The sequence below is a fragment of the Methylobacterium sp. ap11 genome, assembly GCF_900110515.1.
Taxonomy (GTDB): Bacteria; Pseudomonadota; Alphaproteobacteria; order Rhizobiales; family Beijerinckiaceae; genus Methylobacterium; species Methylobacterium ajmalii.
Genome location: NZ_FOEB01000030.1, coordinates 1 through 20597, shown reverse-complemented (window position 1 = coordinate 20597; position 20597 = coordinate 1). Strand labels below are relative to the sequence as shown.

Sequence of the window (20597 nt, the reverse complement as noted above, 5' to 3'; positions counted from 1 at the left end):
GCTCAGCCCTTCAGCCGCTTGTTGCACTCGGAATAGTAGCCGCCGCCCTTCTCGATCCAGTTGAGGCCGCCGTTGCCGGCGCCGCCGGCCGCCTTGTTGGCGTTGTACTGGTCGAGGCAGGTATGCTGGCGGGCGCTGCCCGGCGACTCCTTGGCGTATTTCGGCGCGACCGCCGTCGGATAGACCGCGCCGGCGGCCGGAGCGCGCGGGGCGGCGGCGTTGCCGGCGGGCGCCGTGGCGGCGGGACCTTGCGCGGCCGGCGACGCGGGCTTGGCCGGGATGGCGGGCGGGTTCGGCGGCGGCGCCGGGTTCGGCTTGGCGGCGCCGGGGCTGAACGGGTTCGGGGCCGTCGTCTGGGCGTGGGCCGGGACGGCGAGCGCGCCGAGGATCAGCAGGGAAGCGAGGGAGAGACGCATCGGGTTTCGTCCGGGTTCGGGCGCCGCCAGCTTAGCAGTCCCGCCCCGCCGGTGCGACAGCTACCGCAAGCGGAGATCGGCGTCCGCGCAGGCCTGCTTCAGCGCAGGTGAAACGCGAGCCACAGCACCGCGACGGCGACGAGGAGCGCGACGCCCCCGCGCGCTAGGGGCCGGGCCAGGGTCGAGAGCCGGGCGAGCCGCGCCAGGGCCGTCCGGCGGTCGTCGCTCACTCGGTGGAGCGCCGGACGGCCGCGCCCGCGATGATGGTGGCGAGCGCCGCGGCCCCGAGGCCGTCCTGCAGGGCCCGCACCGGCTCGTCCGGCATCGCGAGCAGCCACAGGCCGGCGGTGGCCGCGATGCACACGGCGATGGCGCCGAGAATTCCCCGCTCGATCACGTGACGACCGGCCTCCGTTCGCGGGGCGCGCCAGCCCGCGCCGCTCCCCGCCCCTCTACGCCAGGCCGGCGGGCTTGCCCAGCATCCCCGAGCGATCATTCGGCGGGACATCCGGTCGGGGCGGGCCGTGCCACATTCCTTAACCCTCCGCGGCCGCCACCGATTGAATTCCCGACCGTCCTGATAAAATTCAACCGCAGAGATTCGATGCCGCCGGGGCATGATGCCCGGATGCGCCTCCCGCGAAGGGGGCGCGGCGGCCCGTGGAGACGGCGATGGCGAAACCCCTGGTTGTCGTGATTCCCCACCAGCTCGGTCGGAGCGAGGCACGACGGCGCATCGATGCCCGGATCGGCCAGGGTCGGGATCTCGTCCAGAAGGCGGGCCTCACCATGCAGGACCCGGTCTGGACCGGCGACACCCTGGGCTTCCAGGTCGGCGCCATGGGCCAGTCGGTCAGCGGCACCATCGCGGTCGAGGACGAGGCCGCCCGCGTCGAGGTCCACCTGCCGCTGCTGCTCGGGGTCTTCTCCGGCAAGGTCCGGCAGGTCATCGCCGAGAAGGGCGGCGAGCTCTTGGCGACCTGACGGTCGCGGGCGGCGACCCGACGGTCGCGGTCCGTCTCGTCGGGCCCACCCAGAGCATTTTTCGACGAAGCGGATGCCGGTTCGTCGAAGACAGTGCGGCAAAATCGAAAACCTGGAGAGTTTGGCGATTGCAACGCCACGGACCACGACACCGGCCCTGGCCGGGCTCCCCGGATCATCGTCGGCCAACCCCTTTCCCAGACGACTGAAGCGAAGCGGAAGGAGATCCGGGATCCAGCACGACAAGCCGCGAAGCGTCCGTGTGTCTGCGGCGGTGAAAGATGAAGAGCCGCTTCGCGGCAAGTCTTCTACTGGATCCTGGATCTCCTTGCGCTGACGCTCCGGTCGTCCGGGACAGGGGCCGAGCCTTCTTGGAACGCCCTCGGACGGCCTCCACGGTCTCAGTGTCGTGTACGAGACCGTGCCGGGCGCCGGCCTCGAGGTCGGCGACGTGGTGCTGGTGGAAGCCGGCGACGTGATCCCGTCGGACGGCGAGGTGATCGAGGGCATCGCCTCGGTCAACGAGGCGGCGATCACCGGCGAATCCGCGCCGTGATCCGCGAATCCGGCGGCGACCGCTCGGCGGTGACCGGCGGCACGCAGGTGCTCTCCGACTGGATCCGGGTGCGGATCACGGCCGCCGCCGGCTCGACCTTCGTCGACCGGATGATCGTGCTGGTCGAAGGCGCCTCGCGCCAGAAGACCCCCAACGAGATCGCGCTCGACATCCTGCTTGCCGGCCTCACCATCGTGTTCGTGTTCGCGGTCGGCTCGATCCCGAGCTTCGCGTCTTATGCCGGCGGCGCGATCCCGATGACGGTGCTGGTGGCGCTCTTCGTCACCCTGATCCCGACCACGATCGGGGCGCTGCTCTCGGCGATCGGCATCGCCGGCATGGACCGGCTGGTACGCTTCAACGTGCTCGCCATGTCGGGCCGCGCCGACGAGGCGGCGGGCGACGTCGACACGCTGCTCCTCGACAAGACCGGCACCATCACGCTCGGCAACCGCCAGGCGACCGAGTTCCGTCCCGTCCGCGGCGTCACCCCGGGCACGCTGGCGGACGCCGCCCAGCTCGCCTCGCTCGCCGACGAGACGCCCGAGGGCCGCTCGATCGTGGTGCTGGCCAAGGAGGCGCACGGCATCCGGGCCCGCGACATGGGAAGCCTCGCCGCCAACTTCGTGCCGTTCACCGCGCAGTCGCGGATGTCGGGCATCGATCTCGACGGTTCCTCGATCCGAAAAGGGGCGGTCGAGGCGGTGATCGCCAGCCTGGAGGCGGCCCCCGCGCCGGTCGGGCGCGAGGCCACCGCCCGGATGATCCAGCCCCGCCTCGACGCGATGGCCGCCCAGGAGATCCGGGCCATCGCCGAGGAGATCGCCAAGGCCGGCGGCACGCCGCTGGCGGTGGCCCGCGACGGCAAGCTCTTGGGCGTCGTCCACCTCAAGGACATCGTCAAGGGCGGCATCCGGGAGCGCTTCGCGGAGCTGCGCCGGATGGGCATCCGCACGGTGATGATCACCGGCGACAACCCGATGACCGCGGCCGCCATCGCCGCGGAGGCCGGCGTCGACGACTTCCTCGCCCAGGCCACCCCGGAGGACAAGCTGGCGCTGATCCGGCGCGAGCAGGCTGAAGGAAAGCTCGTGGCGATGTGCGGCGACGGCACCAACGACGCGCCCGCGCTCGCCCAGGCCGATGTCGGCGTGGCGATGAACACCGGCACGGTGGCGGCCCGCGAGGCCGGCAACATGGTCGACCTCGATTCCGACCCGACCAAGCTCATCGAGATCGTCGAGATCGGCAAGCAGCTGCTGATGACCCGCGACGCGCTCACCACCTTCTCGATCGCCAACGACGTGGCGAAGTACTTCGCCATCATCCCGGCGATGTTCGTCGGGCTCTACCCGCAGCTCCAGGCCCTCAACGTGATGGGGCTCGCGTCGCCCCAGAGCGCGATCCTGTCGGCGATCATCTTCAACGCGCTGATCATCGTGGCGCTGATCCCGCTCGCATTGCGCGGGGTGAGCTACCGCGCCGTCGGCGCCGCCGCGTTGCTGCGGCGCAACCTCCTGATCTATGGTCTCGGCGGGATCCTGGTGCCGTTCGTCGGCATCAAGGTGATCGACCTCGCCGTGAGCGCCCTCCACCTCGCCTGATCGAATTCGGCTCGAACGGACAAGAACGCCATGCTCCGGCACCTCCGCCCCGCCCTCGTGCTCCTCACCGGCCTGACCCTCGTCACCGGCCTCGCCTACCCGCTCGCCATGACGGGCATCGCCGGGCGGCTCTTCCCGGCGCAAGCCGAGGGCAGCCTGATCCGCAATGCGGACGGCACGCTCGTGGGCTCCGCCATGATCGGCCAGAGCTTCACCAGCGAGCGCTACTTCCACGGCCGCCCCTCGGCGACCGTGGCGGCGCCCTACAACGCCGCCAATTCCGGCGGCGCCAATCTCGGGCCGACCAACCCGGCGCTGATCGACCGGGTGAAGGCCGACCTCGCCGCTCTCAAGGCCGAGAACCCCGCCGACCCGGTGCCGCAGGACCTCGTCACCACCTCGGGCTCGGGGCTCGATCCCGACGTCTCGCCCGAGGCCGCCCTGTTCCAGGTGCCCCGGGTGGCGAAGGCCCGCGGCGTCTCCGAGGATGGCCTGCGCGCCCTCGTCGCCGGGCAGGTGCAGGAGCCGAGCCTCGGTGTCCTCGGCGAGCGCCGGGTCAACGTGCTCGCCCTCAACCGCGCCCTCGACGTCCAGCAGGCCCGATGAGGGACACGTCCCGTCCCTCGGGCGAGGGCTTGCGGCCCTTGCGCGAGGGCCTGCGGCCCTCGCCCGACGCCCTCCTGGCGCAGGCGCGCCGGGAGGCGCCCGGGCGCGGGCGCCTGAAAATCTTCCTCGGCGCCGCGCCGGGGGTCGGCAAGACCTACGAGATGCTGACGACCGCCCATGCGCGCGTGCGCGAGGGCGTCGACGTGGTGGTGGGCGTGGTCGAGACCCACGGCCGGCCCGAGACCGAGGCCCTGGTCGCCGGGCTCGCGGTGCTGCCCCGCCGCACGGTCGCGTATGGCGGCGGCACGTTCGACGAGATGGACCTCGACGGGCTGCTTACCCGCAAGCCGCAGCTGGCGCTGGTCGACGAGCTCGCCCACACCAACGCCCCGGGCTCGCGCCACCCCAAGCGCTACCTCGACGTCGAGGAGCTGCTCCAGGCCGGCATCGACGTCCACACCACCCTCAACATCCAGCACGTCGAGAGCCTGAACGACGTGGTGGCGCAGATCACCCGGATCCGGGTGCGCGAGACGGTGCCGGATTCGATCCTCGATCGGGCCGACGACATCGAGGTCATCGACCTCTCGCCCGACGACCTGATCCGGCGCCTGCAGGAGGGCAAGGTCTACCTGCCGCGCCAGGCCGAGCGGGCGCTCAAGCACTACTTCTCCCCCGGCAACCTGACGGCGCTCCGCGAGCTGGCGCTGCGCCGCACCGCCCAGCAGGTCGACGACCAGCTCGTCACCCACATGCGGGACCACGCGATCCCCGGCCCCTGGGCGGCGGGCGAGCGGGTGCTGGTCTGCGTCAGCGAGGATCCGCGCTCGGCCGGCCTGGTGCGCACCGCCAAGCGCCTCGCCGACCGGCTGCGGGCGCCGTTCACCGCGCTCACCATCGAGAGCCGGCGCAGCGCTCAGCTCGGCGAGGCCGAGCGCGACCGCATCGCCGACACGCTCCGGCTCGCCGAGCGCTTAGGCGGAGAGACCGCGACCCTGCCGAGCCAGGGCCGCATCGCCGACGACGTGGTCGCCTTCGCCCACGAGCACAACGTCACCCACGTGGTGATCGGCAAGTCGACCCGCTCGCGCTGGTTCGAGCTTCTGAACGGCTCGGTGGTGCACGACCTCCTGCGCCGCTCCGGCTCGATCAGCGTCCACGTCGTGGCGGGCGAGGAGGCGGCAGGGGCGCCTGCCCCCCACAAGGGCGTGCGCACCGCCGCCCCGCCCCGGCCCGGCCTCCTGCCCTACGGGGCGGCGCTCGGTGCGGTCGCGGGCGCGCTCGGTCTCGGCCTCGCGCTCCAGCCGTCGCTCGGCCACGAGAGCACCGACCTCGTCTTCCTCACCGCCGTGGTAGCGGTGGCGGTGCGCTTCGGGCTCTATCCTTCGCTCGCGACCGTCCTGGCCTCGTCGCTGGCCTACAACTTCTTCTTCCTGCCGCCGCTCTACACCTTCACGATCGCCGATCCCACCAACGTCGTCGCCCTGTTCTTCTTCACCCTGGTGGCGGTGGTGGTCTCGAACCTCGCCGCGCGGGCGCGGGCCGAGGCGACGATCTCGCGCACGCGCAGCAAGGCCACCGAGGCGCTCTACGGCTTCTCGCGCAAGCTCGCCGGCTGCGGCACCCTCGACGACGTGCTCTGGGCCACCGCCTACCAGATTGCCCTGATGCTGCGCCTGCGGGTGGTGCTGCTCCTGCCGCAGGGCGGCACCGTCACGGTGATGGCCGGCTATCCCCCGGAGGACGAGCTCGACGAGGCCGACCTCGCGGCGGCGAAATGGACCTTCGACCACGGCCGCCCGGCGGGACGGGGCGCCGACACCCTGCCGGGAGCAAAACGCCTCTTCCTGCCCCTGCGCACCGGGCGCGGCATGGTCGGGGTGGTCGGGCTCGACGGCGACAAGCCGGGGCCGCTCCTCACCCCCGACCAGCGCCGGCTCCTCGACGCGCTCGCCGACCAGGGGGCGCTCGCCATCGAGCGGGTCCACCTCGTCGAGGACCTCGACCGGGCCCGGCGCTCGGCCGAGACCGACCGCCTGCGCCAGGCGCTCTTGTCGTCGCTCTCGCACGACCTCAAGACGCCGCTCGCCGCGGTGCTCGGCTCGGCGACGACCCTGCGCGACCTCGGGGACGCCCTCGATCGCGACGGGCAGGGCGAACTGCTCGCGACCATCATCGACGAGGCCGAGCGGCTGAACCGCTTCATCGCCAACCTCCTCGACATGACGAAGCTCGAATCCGGCGCGCTCGCCCCGAACCTCGCGCCCCACGACCTCGCCGAGATCGTCGCGACGGCGCTCGAGCGGGCGGACAAGATCCTGGCGCATCACCGGGTCGCCCTGGCCCTCGGCGCCGGCCTGCCGCCCTTGCGCCTCGACGCGGTGCTGACCGAGCAGGTGCTGTTCAACCTCCTCGACAACGCCGCCAAGTACGCCCCCGAGGGCAGCCTGGTGCGGATCGAGGCCTGGCAGGACACCCAGAATGGGGACGGCGTCGTGCGGGTGCGGATCCTCGACGAGGGCGAGGGCATCCCGGAGGGCGACGAGGAGCGGATCTTCGACACCTTCTACCGGGTGCGAAAGCGCGACCGGGTGCGGGCCGGGACGGGCCTGGGCCTTGCCATCTCGCGCGGCTTCGTCGAGGCGATGGGCGGGCGGATCACCGCCCGCACCCGGGGCGACCGGCACGGATCCCCGTTCCCGGGCGCCGCCTTCACCCTGACCTTCCCGGTGCCCCGCGCCGCCCCGGAGGACGCCGCCGCGTGACCAACGACCCCCGCATCCTGGTGATCGACGACGAGCCGCCGATCCGCAAGCTCCTGCGCGTGGGCCTTGGCAGCCAGGGCTACCAGGTCGTGGAGGCGCAGAACGGCCGCACCGCCCTCGACCTCCTGGGCCGGGAGGACATCGCGCTGGCGATCCTCGATCTCGGCCTGCCGGACATCAAGGGGCACGACCTCCTGGCGCAGATCCGGAGCCTGAAGCCCGACCTGCCGGTGATCGTGCTGTCGAGCCGCGACGACGAGGCCGGCAAGGTCGAGGCGCTCGATCTCGGGGCGGACGACTACGTCACCAAGCCCTTCGGCATGAACGAACTGCTCGCCCGGATGCGCACGGCGCTCCGCCACCAGCTCGCGGTCGGCGGCGAGCGCCCGGTCTTCCGGGCCGGCGAGATCTCGGTCGACCTCGTGCGCCGCATCGTCCGGGTGGGGGAGCGCGAAGTGAAGCTCTCGCCCAAGGAATACGACGTGCTGCGCCTGCTCGTGCACCATGCCGGCAAGGTGCTCACCCACGCCCACCTGCTGCGCGAGGTGTGGGGCAACGCCGCCGACCCGCAATACCTCCGGGTCTACGTGCGCCAGCTGCGCCAGAAGCTCGAGCCCGAGCCCGAGCGCCCGCGCTACATCCTGACAGAGACCGGGGTCGGCTACCGGATGCGGGCGCCGGACTGAGGCGGACGCTCGGCCGGGACGGCGGGCGAGGCGGGCGCGCGGCGCACCCAGGCGTCGAGGGCCCAGCCGATGCCCCGTCCCGCGGCGGCCACGAAGGCCAGGGACCCGGCGAGATGGAGGAGGAGCGGCGCGTCCGACGCGGCGGGCAGCAGGGCAGGTCCAGGCATGAGCTCTCCGATCTCGCCGTGGGAGAAGACCGCCGGGGCCGCGGGGAACGCCAGTGCTCCGGCGCCACACCGCCCCGGGCGGTGGCGCGCGCCAGAGGGCGGCGGCGGCGATCCGGTTCGCGGGTGTGGCACCGGAGCACGGGTGGCCGGCGCGAAACGCGACTGCCCGAAGCACCCCCACCCGAATCGCGCCGTCCGCCGGAAAGCCGGTCAGCGCCGGGCGGCACCCGCCGGCGACCGGGACGTTAGGGTCGCCGCCAGCGTCGCGCAGCAGGGGATCGGCAGTGGGCAATCCTCCCCGACCCCGCGATGGCACCGGCGGCGGGCCGGCGCGGCGCGGCGGTCGACGCGATCGCCTTCCGCCTCGCCGCCGGCCAGCCGCCCCAGCAGCACCGCCTCGTGGTGGTACTCGAGACCCAGGGATACCCGGATGCCGCGCAGGACGTTCCGCTCGCGGTCGGTCGCCAGTCCCTGTCGCTCGCGCGCCGCGATCAATGAAGCCTGCCGGACCGCCCTGTCGCACGTCGCCCCGATGTCGGACTGAACTTGGACGAGCAGTGATCTCGCATCCATCGCGTCCCCCGCTGCCTTTTTTGCATTGCAGCATCGGCGGATCTTCTCGTATCCGCACTGGGGAAAATCTTATCCGAGCCGGTCCGATTGGCGAGGGACATCACGGTTAGGCAAAGGCGGGACGCGCCCGGGTGTGGCAGGAGGGCCGGCTCAGGCCCCCCGGCGGCCTCGCCCTTTCGGCTCCCGCCCTCACGGCCGGACGGGGTGCGCGCGGGCGTGAGCAAGTCGGGCGTGAGCAAGTCGGGAATGCGCGACCGGCCGGCCCGCCACCGCGGGGGACGGCACCGAGGCGGTGCGGTCGGCCTCCGCCTGGGCCGCGGCCGCCGCGCGCTGCTCCTGCTGCTCGTGGTCGACCGCCATGAAGCGGTACATGTCCCACTTCGTGGTGCCCTCGCTGAACATGCCGGAGGGGGCCTTGTAGCTGTAGATCTCCTTCGCCGACTGGGCCGAGGCCGCGGTCGCGGCGAACAGGGCCGCCCCGGCGAGGAGCAGGGTGGTCTTCGTCATCGTCGATCTCGTCGGTCATGCGCGGCCGGTCGCCGGGATTGCGCCGCCGCTCGAAGCCGGATCTAGGTTGTGCCCTCGACGATCCCTGTGCGCTCGCGCACATGAACGACGGTCGAGGGGCGAGTCCCGGGATTCAATACGCTTTGCCGACTTCGGTTTGATTGGCATTTCGAAAATTCTATTCTCTGTAAGAGCCAGGATGGATGAAATTCTTCCGTTCCCGCCGGTTTCGGTGGGCGACCCGGCCGCCGCCGCGCCGGCGCCCCACAAAAAGCCATGCTCGCCTGTCTTTCGTGGCCTGCACGAATCGCAAGGGACCGGAGCGCGAGACCGATGATGCAGATAGCCGCCTTCCTGGTGTTCCTGGCCATGGGCGTGACCAACCTCCTGGCGGTGCAAGCGGGCTTGACCGCGGCGCTCGGGGTGCCGGTGCTGCTCGGCCTCGTGGTCGCGGTGCCGGTGTTCTACTTCCGCTTCGTCGGCTCGGCGGCCGGCATCGTCGGGGCGATCGTCGGCTGGCAGATGTCGGCGCCGATGGCGGTGCTGCTCTTCTGCTGGCCGGTGCTGGTCTACGGCTTCCTGCGCGGCGGGGCCGAGGCCCGGACCTTCCTCGCCCGTCGCGCGGCGTGAGCCTCCGGCACCAGCGGCTCCGTCAGCGCTGCCGCGCGACGGCGACGAGGTAGCGGCAGGGCCGGTCGCTCCGGTTGGCGAAGATGCAGTCGGCGGGCGCGCCCAGCGCCAGGCAGTCGCCGGCCGCGAGAACGTGGACGGCCTCGCCCTCCCGGAAGGTCAGGGTGCCGTCGAGCATCCAGATCATCTGGCGCAGGAAGGCGTAGGAGGCCGCCGGATAGGCGATCTCGGCCCCGACCGGCAGCTCGACCTCGGTCAGGTCGAGGGGATGCTCCCCCATCAGCGGCGAGAGCTGGCGGCGGCGGTAGCCGGTCGCCGGGTCGACCCAGACCGGCTGGGACGCGGCGCGCCGCAGCTGGCCCGTCTCCCCCTCGGCCCGGGCGAGCAAGGTCGAGAGGGTGAGCCCGAAGGCGCCCGAGAGCCGGCCGAGCAGCACGGCGGTCGGGCTCGCCTCGGCCCGCTCAACCTTGCTGATCATCGCCTTCGAGACGCCGGAGCGCGCCGCCAGGTCGCCGAGCGACCAGCCCCGCGCCTCCCGCTCCAGCCGCAGCCGGCGCGCGAGCCCGTCGGTCGGGTCGGGCGCGGGCACGGGCGGCGTCGGGTCGGGCATCGTCATGGTGCCACCATAGGGGCTTTCGGGCGGGCCGGCACCCGTCCTGCCGGGCCGGACGGGTGCCGCTGGGACAGGGGGCGGGGCCGCTCGACAAGCCCTCCGGGGCGCCATCCCCAGGTTTTTCGTCTAAGTCTTTGCCGCGGATGCACTTTCCTTACGATCGGGTGCATAATACCCGGATCGCGCCGTGGGTGCGCGCAGCGGGGCGGGTGAGCGTGCGGGACGGAAGCGGGCGATGGGGGCTCGGCCTGGCGGCGCTCGCGGCGGTCGCCATTCCGTTCGCGGTGATCGCGGTCCTCGACCCGCGCATCGGGCTCCTGCGCTCGCGCCCGGCGAGCGAAGCGGGCAACAGCTCCCCCGGCCAAACGTCTTCGACCCAGGCGTCCCCGGCCCAAGCCCCCTCGACCCAAACGTCATCGCCCCAGGCGCCGGCCCCGCCCCTGTCGCAGGGCCCGATGCCGGGCCCGCCCGCCTCGCCGTCCCGGCGGCCCTGGACCGACGAGGCCCGGCCGCAGGCCGCCGAGCGCCCCTGCCCCGTCTGCACCGCCGAGGCGGGGCCGGTCACGATCCGCGGCACCCTCGCCGACCAGGAGATCCAGGTCCCCGACGTGACGGCCGAGCGGACCGCCCAGCGCGAGCGGCTCATCGGCTGGACCGCCCATCCCGACCGGGTCCCGGGCTCGGCCGCCACCCTCGACCTGATCGGCCTCGTCTACACCGCGCCGCGGGAGGCCGGTGCCGGCTACCGGCCGCTGGCGATCGACCTGTCCGAGGCGCCCGGCCGGGCCGTGGTGGTGGTGACCGAGCAGCCCGTCAGCCTCGGCCTCGCGACCGTCCCGGCCGACCGGGCCGGCGCGCTCGGCGTCGAATCGAGCGCCGCCTTCACCCTGGCGGAGGGCCGCCCCGGCCTGCTGGCGGGGTTCCGCGCCCTGCCCTACGGCGCCGCCGAGGTCGCGCCGGTGCTCGATCCCCTGCGGTTCGGGCCCGGGACGCGGCGCGGCTTCTGCGAGGCCCTGCGGCTGTGGGCGGTGCAGTTCGGCCTGCCGGCCGGGCGCACCCGCTACACCCTGATCGAGAACCCGACCCGGATCGCGCTCGCCGGCGAGGCCCTGCGCACCGACGGCACCACCCGCGGCCGGGTCTCCGGCCCGCGCCTCGCGCGCCTGTGCCGGGCCTGACCACGCCGCACGCTTGACCCCGGCCCGCCGGCTCTTTACCGATCGGTACAGAGAGGGAGCCCGTCATGTCCGATCCCACCGTCTCCGAGACCCGCCCGCCGCTGCCGCCCTTCACCCGCGAGACCGCCCTCCTGAAGGTCCGGGCCGCTGAGGACGGCTGGAACGGCCGCAACCCCGACAAGGTCGCCCTGGCCTACACGCCGGACAGCCGCTGGCGGAACCGGGCCGAGATCTTCCAGGGCCGCCCGGCCATCGTGGCGTTCCTGACCCGCAAATGGGCGCGCGAGCACGAGTACCGCCTGATCAAGGAGATCTGGGCCTGGTCGGACGCCCGCATCGCGGTCCGCTTCGCCTACGAGTTCCACGACGAGGCCGGGACGTGGTTTCGCGCCTACGGCAACGAGAACTGGGAGTTCGCGGAGAACGGCCTGATGGCGGTGCGCCACGCCAGCATCAACGACCTGGCGATCACGGAGGGCGAGCGCCTCTTCCACTGGGACCGCTCGGGCCCGCGCCCGGCCGACCATCCCGGCCTGACGGAGCTGGGGCTCTGACGCGCCCGCAGACCCGCGAGGCGGTCCTGCCGCTCCTAGCGGAGGCGTTCCGCGAGCACGGCTACGAGGGGGCGAGCCTGTCGGTGATCGCCCGCCGCACCGGGCTCGGCAAGGGCAGCCTCTACCACTTCTTTCCCGGCGGGAAGGAGGAGATGGCCGCCTGCGTGCTCGCCGAGATCGAGGCGTGGTTCGAGGCGCGGATGTTCCGCCCCCTGCGCGAGGACCCTGACCCGGCGGCGGCGTTGCGCGCCATGCTGGCGGAGACGGAGGCCTATTTCCGCTCGGGGCGGCGGATCTGCCTCGTCGGCGCCTTCGCGCTCTCGGCCACCCGCGATGCATTCGCCCGGCGCATCGACGCCTATTTCGCCGCCTGGCGCGACGCGGTCGCCGCCGCGCTGGCCCGGGCCGGGGTGGCCGAGGCCCCCGCCCGCGACCTCGCCGAGGAGACCGTCACGGCGATCCAGGGCGCGCTGGTGACGGCGAGCGCGCTGCAGGATCCCGGCCTGTTCGGGCGCACCCTCGCCCGGCTCGCGGCGCGGCTGGAGGCGGCGACCGCCGCGGAGTGCCGCGGGCACGGGGCGGCCCCGCTCTCCTGAGAGACCGGCCGACCGGACGGACGCCGCGCGCCCCGTCCGCGGTACCGGGGCGGCCCCACTCTCCTGAGGGACCGGCCGACCTTCACAGCGCTGTCGCAAAACGCCCTTACAGACCGAAACCAGCCTGAAACAAGCTGCAACAAGGCCGCCTCGCCCTCCATCCGGTCCGACACGTCGAACGATCGCGGGTGAGCCCGGTGCCTCCTGCGCGTCCCTGACTCTTCAAGCCCTAACAGCTTCGCGCCGAACGGTGGCGCCCGGTCCGGGCCCGCCGCCGCTCCCGCGCGCCCGGAGACCCTGGAACCCATGGCCACCACGCTTGCCGCCGGCGACATCGCCATCGTCGGCTACGACGCCACCAACCCGGACGACTTCGCCTTCGTGGTGCTGCGGGACGTCGAGGCCGGCACGGCCATCAGCTTCACCGACAACGGCTGGAGCTCCAGCGCCAACGCATTCCGCACCGGCGAGGGCACCTACACCTACACGGCGCCCTCGGCGCTCGCCGCCGGCACGGTGATCCGCCCGACCACCGACAGTGCCGCCGGCGCCACCAACTCTCCCGCGTTCACGGCGCAGAACTTCGCGCTCAACGCCTCGGGCGACCAGATCCTGGCCTACCAGGGCACGGCCGCGAGCCCGACCTTCCTGTACGCGATCAACTTCGCCGACGGCGGCACGGCGTTTGCCGCCAACGCCACCAGCGCCAGCACCTCGGCCCTGCCGCCGGGCCTGACGCCGGGCCAGACCGCCGTCGCCCTGCCCTCCGCCAACGGCCGCTATGCCGGCGCGACCGCGGGCACCCGCGACCAGATCCTGGCCTCGGTCGGCACGCCCACGTCCTGGACCCAGAACAGCACCACCCGGGTCGGGGATGCGGCTTACACCCCCTTTACGGTGACCGCCGCCCAACCCCTGCCGACCCTGTCGATCGACGACGTCCAGGCGGCCGAGGGCGATGCGGGCACGAAGCCGCTCGCCTTCACGGTGTCGCTGAGCGCGGCCGCGCCCGCCGGCGGCGTGACCTTCGACATCGCCACCGCGGACGGCAGCGCCACCGCCGGCAGCGACTACGCCGCCCGCAGCCTCACCCGCCAGACCATCGCGGCCGGCCAGACCCGCGCCACCTTCGCGGTCGACATCACCGGCGACACGGTGGTGGAGCCGACCGAGACCTTCACGGTGAGCGTCGCGAACGTCGCGGGCGCCACGGTGGCGAAGGGCCAGGGCACCGGCACGATCCTCAACGACGATACCGGCACCCGGATCGGCGGCACGGCGATCTTCGACGCCGCGCCCTCGCTGCAGGGCCTGTCGGGCGCGACCGCCACGACCCCGCCGAGCGCCACCAACGCGCTCCAGCTCGTGCGGCTCGGCGCCTACGCCACCACCAACGACACCGCGACGACGATCGCGCCGAATGCCGAGGTGGTGGCCTACGATTCGACCACCAGCCGGCTCTACGTCCAGAACACCAACGAGAACCGGATCGAGATCGTCGCCCTCGACGCCGCCGGGTCCCTGCGCAAGACGGGCGAGATCCTGCTGTCGGGCCTCGAGCAGTACGGCGCGGTGAACTCGGTCGCGGTGTTCAACGGCCTCGTGGCGGTGGCCTATGCCAACGCGACCGGGGACGCGCCCGGCCGCGTCGCGCTGTTCACCGCCGACGGCACGCTGCAGCGCTCGCTCGCCGTCGGGGTCGGGCCCGACCAGATCGTCTTCACCCGCGACGGCAGCCGCCTCCTCGTCGCCAACGAGGGCGAGCAGGCGAGCCAGGCCAGCAACCCGGTCGGCAGCGTCTCGATCATCGACGTCTCGGGCGGCGCGGCCGGCGCCTCCGTCGCCACGACCGTCGGCTTTTCCGGGCTCGACGGGTCCGAGGCGACGTTGCGCGCCCGCGGCCTCGCGATCACGCCGGGCAAGGCGGCGTCCGCCGACATCGAGCCCGAATACATCGCGATCTCGCCCGACAACCGCTTCGCCTACGTCACCCTGCAGGAGGTGAACGGCGTCGCGGTGATCGATCTCACCAATCCCGGCACGGCGCCGATCGCGATCCAGCCGCTCGGCGCGGTCGACCACGCGCTCCCCGGCAACGAGTTCGACGCGTCCGACCGCGACGGGCCGAACGGCACCGCCTCGATCCGCATCGCCGCGACGCCCGCCGGCACCCCGATCCTCGGCCTGCTCCAGCCCGACAGCGTCGCGTCGTTCACCACCGGCGGCGCGACCTACTTCGTCACCGCCAACGAGGGCGACCAGCGGGTCATCGGCGGCGCCGACGACGCCAACGACGTCGCGCGCCTGAGCGCGGTGCCGAATGCCCGCCTCACCCCGGCGCTCCAGGCGCTGAAATCCGATCCGGCCTATGCCCGGCTCAACGTGCTCCTGCGCAAAGGCGACACCGACGGCGACGGGGTGATCGACCAGCTCAATACGCTGGGCGGCCGCGGCATCTCGATCTTCCGCCAGAACGCCGACGGCACGATCACCAAGGTGCGCGAGACCGGCGGCGAGTTCGAAAAGATCTTCGCCCAGATCGCGCCGGAGCGGTTCAACAACGACCAGACCGTCGCCGCCACCCCCGACGACCGCTCCGACAACAAGGGGCCGGAGCCCGAGGGCATCACCGTCGGCACGGTGAACGGCCGGACCTACGCCTTCGTCGGCCTGGAGCGCCAGAGCGGCATCCTGGTCTACGACGTGACCGACCCGGCGAACGCCAACTACGTGTCCTACGTGCCGCCGCTCGCCGGTTCGCCGGCCGATCTCGGCCCGGAGGTGCTGACCTTCATCCCGGCCGACCGCAACCCGACCGGCACCAACCTCGTGGTCTCGGCCAACGAGGTGGCGAATGGCGGCGCCACCCTGTACGCCGCCCTGCCCCGGGGCGCGACGCAGGAGATCTCCTTTTCGCCCGATTCGCTGAGCGTCAGCCGGCCCGAGGGCGATAGCGGCACCACGACCTTCAGCTTCACGGTCCAGCGCTCGAACGGCACGCTGGGCACCGTCGCCTTTACGGCCGAGCTCTCGGGCTCCGGCACGAACCCGGCCAATTCCGCCGACTTCGCCGGCAGCCCGGCCCTGCCGCTCGCCGTCACCGGCACGATCCCGGCGGGCGCCGCCTCGGCTCTGGTCACCGTCATCGTCCAGGGCGACGCGACGCCGGAGCCGAGCGAGACCTTCGCGCTCAAGCTCACCGGCGCCAGCACGAGCCAGGCCGGCCTCACCGCTTCGGTGGCGGCCGCCAACGCCACCGCCACCGGTACCATCGTCAACGACGACGTGACCCTGATCTCGGCGGTCCAGGGCACCGGCAGCGCCAGCCCGCTCGTCGGCCGGACCGTCACGGTCGAGGCGATCGTCGTCGGCGACTTCCAGAACGGCGACGCGGATGCAAAGCGCAACCTCGGCGGCTTCTACCTGCAGGAGGAGAAGGCCGACCAGGATTCGAACCCGCTGACCTCCGAGGGCCTGTTCGTCTACGAGGGCACCGGCAACCGCCTCGTCGACGTGACCGAGGGCGACCGGGTCCGGGTCACCGGCACGGTCACCGAGTTCAACGGCGAGACGCAGCTCACGGTGAACGCCGCCTCGGGCATCCAGGTCGTCCAGGCCGGCGCGCTCTCGGCCGCCGAGGTCAAGGCGCAGGCGGTCGATGTCGGCCTGCCGACGGCGGGCGTGGTGGGCACCGGCACGACGGCCCAGCCGGACCTCGAACGCTACGAGGGGATGCTGGTCCGCTTCCCCCAGACCCTCACGATCTCGGAGCAGTTCAACCTCGACCGCTTCAACGAGATCCGCCTCGCGGCGGGCGGCCGGCCCGAGACCTACACCAACGCATTCGAGCCGAATGCGGCCGGCTACGCCGCCTATCTCGCCCAGACCGCGGCGCGCTCGATCACCTACGACGACGGCTCGAACAGCCAGAACCTGCCGATCGAGACCCTCGACGGGTTCGGCCCGACCTATTCCACCGCCACCGCCCCGCGGATGGGCGACACGATCACCGGGCTCACCGGCACGCTGGGCTTCGGCCCGACCGGCGCCTTCCGGGTCCGGTCGATCGAGGACGGCGCGAACGGCGTCACCAAGACCAATCCGCGCCCGAGCGCGCCGGACGCGGTCGGCGGCACGCTCAAGGTCGGCAGCCTCAACGTCCTCAACTACTTCACGACGCTCGCCGGCACGGCGAGCGCGACGACGGCGATCGGCCAGCAGCCGCGGGGCGCCAACACGAGCGAGGAGCTGGCACGCCAGACCGAGAAGCTCGTCACCACGCTGATCGGCACCGGCGCCGACGTGCTAGGCCTCACCGAGCTGGAGAACCAGTTCCAGCCCGGCAACCCGGGCAACGCGCTCGAATACCTGGTGGGCCAGCTCAACGCCCGGGCCGGGGCCGGCACCTACGCGTACGTGAACCCCGGCAGCCAGCTCGACCAGGGCCAGTTCCTCGGCGGCGACGCCATCGCGGTCGGCTTCATCTACAAGCCGGGCAAGGTCGGCGTCGCGCTCCATACCACGATCGAGAAGCTCGACGATGCGGACGTGGCGCGGATCGACCCCGCCCTGCTCCAGCAGAGCACGACCGGCCACCTGTTCAACGGGGTGAACACCAGCCGCGCATCCCTCGCGGTGACCTTCCACGAGATCGCCAGCGGTGAGGATTTCACCGCGGTCATCAACCACCTGAAGTCGAAGAGCGGCACCGGCACCGGCGCGGATGCCGACCAGGGCGACGGCCAGGGCAACTGGCAGCAGCAGCGCGAGCTCGCCGCCAGGGCGCTGACCGAGTGGGTGGCGACGAAGCCGACCGGCACGCAGGATTCCGACGTCATCCTGCTCGGCGACTTCAACGCCTACCTCAAGGAGGACGCCCTCGACACGATCAAGGCCGGGGGCTTCACCAACCTCGCCGAGGACCACCTCGCCGACCCGTATTCCTACGTCTTCGACGGGGCCTACGGCGCCCTCGACCACGCCTTCGCCACCCCGAGCCTCGACGGCCAGGTGACCGGCGTGACCGAGTGGCACGTCAACGCCGACGAGGCGGACGCGATCGACTACAACCTCGATTTCGGCCGCTCGCCCTCGTACTTCGACGGCCGCGTCGCGGCGCGCGAATCCGACCACGACCCGGTGCTGGTCGGCCTCAAGCTCGACCGGACCGCCCCGACGCTCCTCACCGCCACGCCCGCCGACAACGCCACCGGCGTGGCGACGGGCGCCACCATCACCCTGCGCTTCAGCGAGGCGGTGAAGGCCGGCACCGGTTCGATCACGATCACCGACGGGGCGGGCGACACCCGCACGATCGCGGTCTCCGACGCCGCCCAGGTCGCGATCTCGGGCGACACCGTGACGATCGACCCGAGCGCCGACCTCAAGGCGGGCACCGCCTACGACGTGATCGTGCCGAAGGGTGCGGTCACCGACACGGCCGGCAACGCCTTCGCGGGCCTCGCCCAGGACCAGCTCGACTTCACCACCCAGCAGGCCGCCCCGATGACCTACACGCTCCAGATCCTGCACGCCTCCGACTGGGAGGCCGGCCTCCTGGCGACCCAGCGGGCGCCGAACTTCGCGGCGATCGTCGACAAGCTCGAGGATTCGACCCCGAACTCGATCACCCTCTCGACCGGCGACGGCTGGATCCCGAGCCCGTTCTTCATCGCCGGCGCCGACCCGCAGCTGAACGCGACCTATAACGGCGTCTACAACCAGCTCTACGGGCTGTCGGGCGCCAACGCCTACGGCAAGCTCACCGCCTCGCCGGGCCGGGCCGACATCACGATCCAGAACGTCATCGGCGTCCAGGCCGCGGTGTTCGGCAACCACGAGTTCGATTCAGGGCCCAACGAGGTCGCCAACATCATCGGCGCCAATCTCGGATCGAGCCCGGGGGCTTCCGACGACACCTGGGTCGGGTCGCAATTTCCCTACCTCTCGACCAACCTGAATTTTTCGCGGGAATCGGCGCTGTCCGGCCTCGTCCACAAGGACGGCGACGCCGCGACCTTCGCCGCGACCGGCCCGACCTCGACCCAGACCGGCACCGGCGCCGACAAGATCGCCAAGTCGGTGGTCATCACCGAGAACGGCGAGAAGATCGCCTTCATCGGCGCCACCACCCAGCTCGAGCCGCTGCTGACCACGCTCGGCAACGTCACGCTCGACGGTTTCACCGGCCGCGACGAGATCGCGCTGCTCGCCCAGCAGATCAACGCCGAGGTCGACCGGGTGCTCGCCGCCAACCCGGGCCTCAACAAGGTCATCGTCGGCACCCACCTGCAGCAGCTGTCGAACGAGCAGGCGCTGGCCCCGCTCCTGCGCAACGTCGACGTGCTGATCGGCGGCGGCTCGCACACCCTGCTCTCCGACTCGAACGACCGGCTGCTGCCGGGCGACGTCTCGGGCGGCGCCTACCCGCAATTCTTCACCAACGCCTCGGGCCAGACCCTGGCGCTGGTCAACACCGCCTCCGAGTACTCGTATGTCGGCCGCCTGACCGTCACCTTCGACGACAAGGGCACCATCATCCGCGACTCGATCACGCCGCAGAACTCGGGCGCGGTCGCGGTCGACGACACCAGCGTGGCGCAGCTCTGGGGCTCGACCCAGGCGGCCTTCGCGCCCGGCACCAAGGGCTTCCTCGTCAGGGAAGTGATCGAGGGCCTCGACGTCAACAACGACGGCATCCAGGAGACCGCCGGCGTCGCCGACATCATCCGCCAGCAGGACGGCAACATCCTGGGCCGCACCAGCGTCTACCTCGAGGGGCGCCGCGGCGAGGTCCGCACCGAGGAGACCAACCTCGGCGACCTCTCCGCCGACGCCAACCTCTGGTACGCCAAGCAGTACGATGCGTCGGTCGCGGTCTCGATCAAGAACGGCGGCGGCATCCGCGACTCGATCGGCTCGTTCTCGACCGCGGGCGGCGGCACCGCCGAATTGCCCCCGGCGGCGAACCCCTCCGCGGGCAAGCAATCGGGCGACATCTCGCAGCTCGACGTCACGAACTCGCTGCGCTTCAACAACGCGCTCGCCGTCACCACGGTCTCGGCGCTGGAGATGAAGCGGATCCTGGAGCACGCGGTCTCGGCCACCGCCTCGGGCGCGACCCCCGGGCAGTTCCCGCAGATCGGGGGCCTGAGCTTCTCGTTCGACGCCGGCAAGACCGCCCAGACCCTCGACGCCAACGGCACCGTCACCCGCGAGGGCCAGCGGATCCTCAACGCCGCGATCGTCGACGAGAACGGCCGGATCACCGACACCCTGGTCCAGAACGGCCAGATCGTCGGCGACCCGAACCGCGGCATCCGCACGGTCACCCTCGACTTCCTGGCGACCGGCACCTCCACCGCGCCGGGCTTGGGCGGCGACAACTATCCCTTCCCGGCCTACGGCGAGAACAAGGTGGCGCTCGCCTCCGCCACGCCCGGCCGCTCGCTGCCGAACACCGCGACCTTCGCCGCGCAGGGCACCGAGCAGGACGCGATGGCCGAGTACCTGCGCGCCTTCCACGCCTCGACGCCCTACGGCACCGCCGACACCAATCCGGCCGGCGACACCCGGATCCAGAACCTCGCCACCCGCGGCGACACGGTGCTGGCCCGCGGCGTCGTGCGCACCGGCACCGACGGCAACGACACGCTGACCGGCACGCCCTACGACGACATCATCAGCGGTGGCGCCGGCGACGACACCCTGGTGTTCGGCTCGAGGCTCGCCGACGCCACCGTCACCCGCGACGGCGCCTACACGCTGATCGCCGGGCCCGAGGGCCGCGACCGCGTCGCCGGCTTCGAGCGCTACCAGTTCACCGACGCCACCATCGTCACCGGCGACGGCGCGCCCCTCGTCGACGACCTGTTCTACCTCGCCGCCAACAAGGACGTCCTCGCCGCCGGCCAGGACGCCGACGCGCACTACGCCCTCTACGGCTGGAAGGAGGGCCGCGACCCCAACGCGCTGTTCTCCACCACCGGCTACCTCGCCGCCAACCAGGCGGTGCGCGCCTCGGGCCAGAACCCGCTCGAGCAGTACGACCAGGCGGGCTGGAAGGAGGGCCGCGACCCCTCCGCCGCCTTCGACAACGAGCTCTACCTCGCCCGCAACCCGGACGTGAAGGCGGCCGGCGTCGACCCGCTCGCGCACTACCT

Annotated in this window: 16 protein-coding genes and 1 pseudogene; 11 read left to right on the top strand and 6 right to left on the bottom strand. The window is 72.2% G+C overall.

Translation table 11 applies throughout. The annotated features are described in order from the left end of the window. Positions 1-2 precede the first annotated feature (2 nt). The 3 genes from BMX97_RS28420 to BMX97_RS33210 form a co-directional block, all read right to left on the bottom strand. Positions 3-416, bottom strand: coding sequence for a hypothetical protein (locus BMX97_RS28420; protein WP_091754522.1), 414 nt, complete (start codon positions 414-416; stop codon positions 3-5). A gap of 98 nt (positions 417-514) precedes the next feature. Beyond that, on the bottom strand, positions 515-646 hold the full coding sequence (locus BMX97_RS34275) for a hypothetical protein (protein ID WP_280142822.1): 132 nt from the start codon (positions 644-646) through the stop codon (positions 515-517). Beyond that, positions 643-813, bottom strand: a complete 171-nt coding sequence (locus BMX97_RS33210) for a hypothetical protein (protein WP_177202381.1) — start codon at positions 811-813, stop codon at positions 643-645. Before BMX97_RS33210 ends, BMX97_RS34275 begins: the two co-directional genes overlap by 4 nt. Before the next feature lie 275 nt (positions 814-1088). Here BMX97_RS33210 and BMX97_RS28415 point away from each other — a divergent pair, with 275 nt between their 5' ends. From BMX97_RS28415 to BMX97_RS28395, 5 genes and pseudogenes are all read left to right on the top strand, one after another. After that, complete coding sequence (locus BMX97_RS28415) at positions 1089-1400, top strand: polyhydroxyalkanoic acid system family protein (protein ID WP_060847672.1); 312 nt, start codon at positions 1089-1091, stop codon at positions 1398-1400. Positions 1401-1812: 412 nt separating this feature from the next. Further along, positions 1813-3560: pseudogene (gene kdpB / locus BMX97_RS28410) on the top strand (potassium-transporting ATPase subunit KdpB); the annotation flags it as partial. Between the two features lie 30 nt (positions 3561-3590). Further along, entirely contained in the window at positions 3591-4166 is a 576-nt protein-coding gene (kdpC, locus tag BMX97_RS28405) for a potassium-transporting ATPase subunit KdpC (protein WP_091754521.1), read from the top strand. Next, on the top strand, positions 4163-6931 hold the full coding sequence (locus BMX97_RS28400) for a sensor histidine kinase (protein WP_091754520.1): 2769 nt from the start codon (positions 4163-4165) through the stop codon (positions 6929-6931). Before kdpC ends, BMX97_RS28400 begins: the two co-directional genes overlap by 4 nt. Next, entirely contained in the window at positions 6928-7617 is a 690-nt protein-coding gene (locus tag BMX97_RS28395; protein WP_091754519.1) for a response regulator transcription factor, read from the top strand. Before BMX97_RS28400 ends, BMX97_RS28395 begins: the two co-directional genes overlap by 4 nt. Here BMX97_RS28395 and BMX97_RS28390 read toward each other — a convergent pair. Then, on the bottom strand, positions 7593-7784 hold the full coding sequence (locus BMX97_RS28390) for a hypothetical protein (protein WP_091754518.1): 192 nt from the start codon (positions 7782-7784) through the stop codon (positions 7593-7595). The two genes, BMX97_RS28395 and BMX97_RS28390, sit on opposite strands and share 25 nt — an antisense overlap. 309 nt (positions 7785-8093) lie before the next feature. Between BMX97_RS28390 and BMX97_RS28385 the strand changes: the two genes are divergently transcribed. After that, a complete protein-coding gene (locus BMX97_RS28385; RefSeq protein ID WP_091754517.1) occupies positions 8094-8282 on the top strand; it encodes a hypothetical protein in 189 nt (62 codons plus the stop codon). 264 nt (positions 8283-8546) lie between these two features. On the opposite strand, the gene BMX97_RS28380 is transcribed toward BMX97_RS28385, so the two are convergent. Beyond that, positions 8547-8864 carry a hypothetical protein gene (locus BMX97_RS28380; protein ID WP_091754516.1) on the bottom strand — a complete coding sequence of 106 codons (318 nt, stop codon included), beginning with the start codon at positions 8862-8864 and terminating at the stop codon, positions 8547-8549. 333 nt (positions 8865-9197) lie between these two features. On the opposite strand from BMX97_RS28380, the gene BMX97_RS28375 reads away from it, so the two are divergent. After that, a complete protein-coding gene (locus tag BMX97_RS28375) occupies positions 9198-9494 on the top strand; it encodes a hypothetical protein (protein ID WP_060847681.1) in 297 nt (98 codons plus the stop codon). Positions 9495-9516: 22 nt separating this feature from the next. Here BMX97_RS28375 and BMX97_RS28370 read toward each other — a convergent pair whose 3' ends face one another. After that, positions 9517-10110: a helix-turn-helix domain-containing protein gene (locus tag BMX97_RS28370; protein WP_348273140.1), complete on the bottom strand. Its 594-nt coding sequence runs from the start codon at positions 10108-10110 to the stop codon at positions 9517-9519. 188 nt (positions 10111-10298) lie between these two features. Here BMX97_RS28370 and BMX97_RS28365 point away from each other — a divergent pair, with 188 nt between their 5' ends. From BMX97_RS28365 to BMX97_RS28350, 4 genes are all read left to right on the top strand, one after another. After that, positions 10299-11285: a hypothetical protein gene (locus tag BMX97_RS28365; RefSeq protein ID WP_244538684.1), complete on the top strand. Its 987-nt coding sequence runs from the start codon at positions 10299-10301 to the stop codon at positions 11283-11285. 65 nt (positions 11286-11350) lie between these two features. Continuing rightward, complete coding sequence (locus BMX97_RS28360; protein WP_091754515.1) at positions 11351-11839, top strand: nuclear transport factor 2 family protein; 489 nt, start codon at positions 11351-11353, stop codon at positions 11837-11839. Then, positions 11836-12435: a TetR/AcrR family transcriptional regulator gene (locus BMX97_RS28355; protein ID WP_244538692.1), complete on the top strand. Its 600-nt coding sequence runs from the start codon at positions 11836-11838 to the stop codon at positions 12433-12435. The genes BMX97_RS28360 and BMX97_RS28355 overlap by 4 nt, the downstream gene beginning before the upstream one ends. A gap of 306 nt (positions 12436-12741) precedes the next feature. Beyond that, positions 12742-20597, top strand: a 7856-nt coding sequence (locus tag BMX97_RS28350) for an ExeM/NucH family extracellular endonuclease (protein WP_091754514.1), incomplete at its 3' end; no start/stop codon positions are given.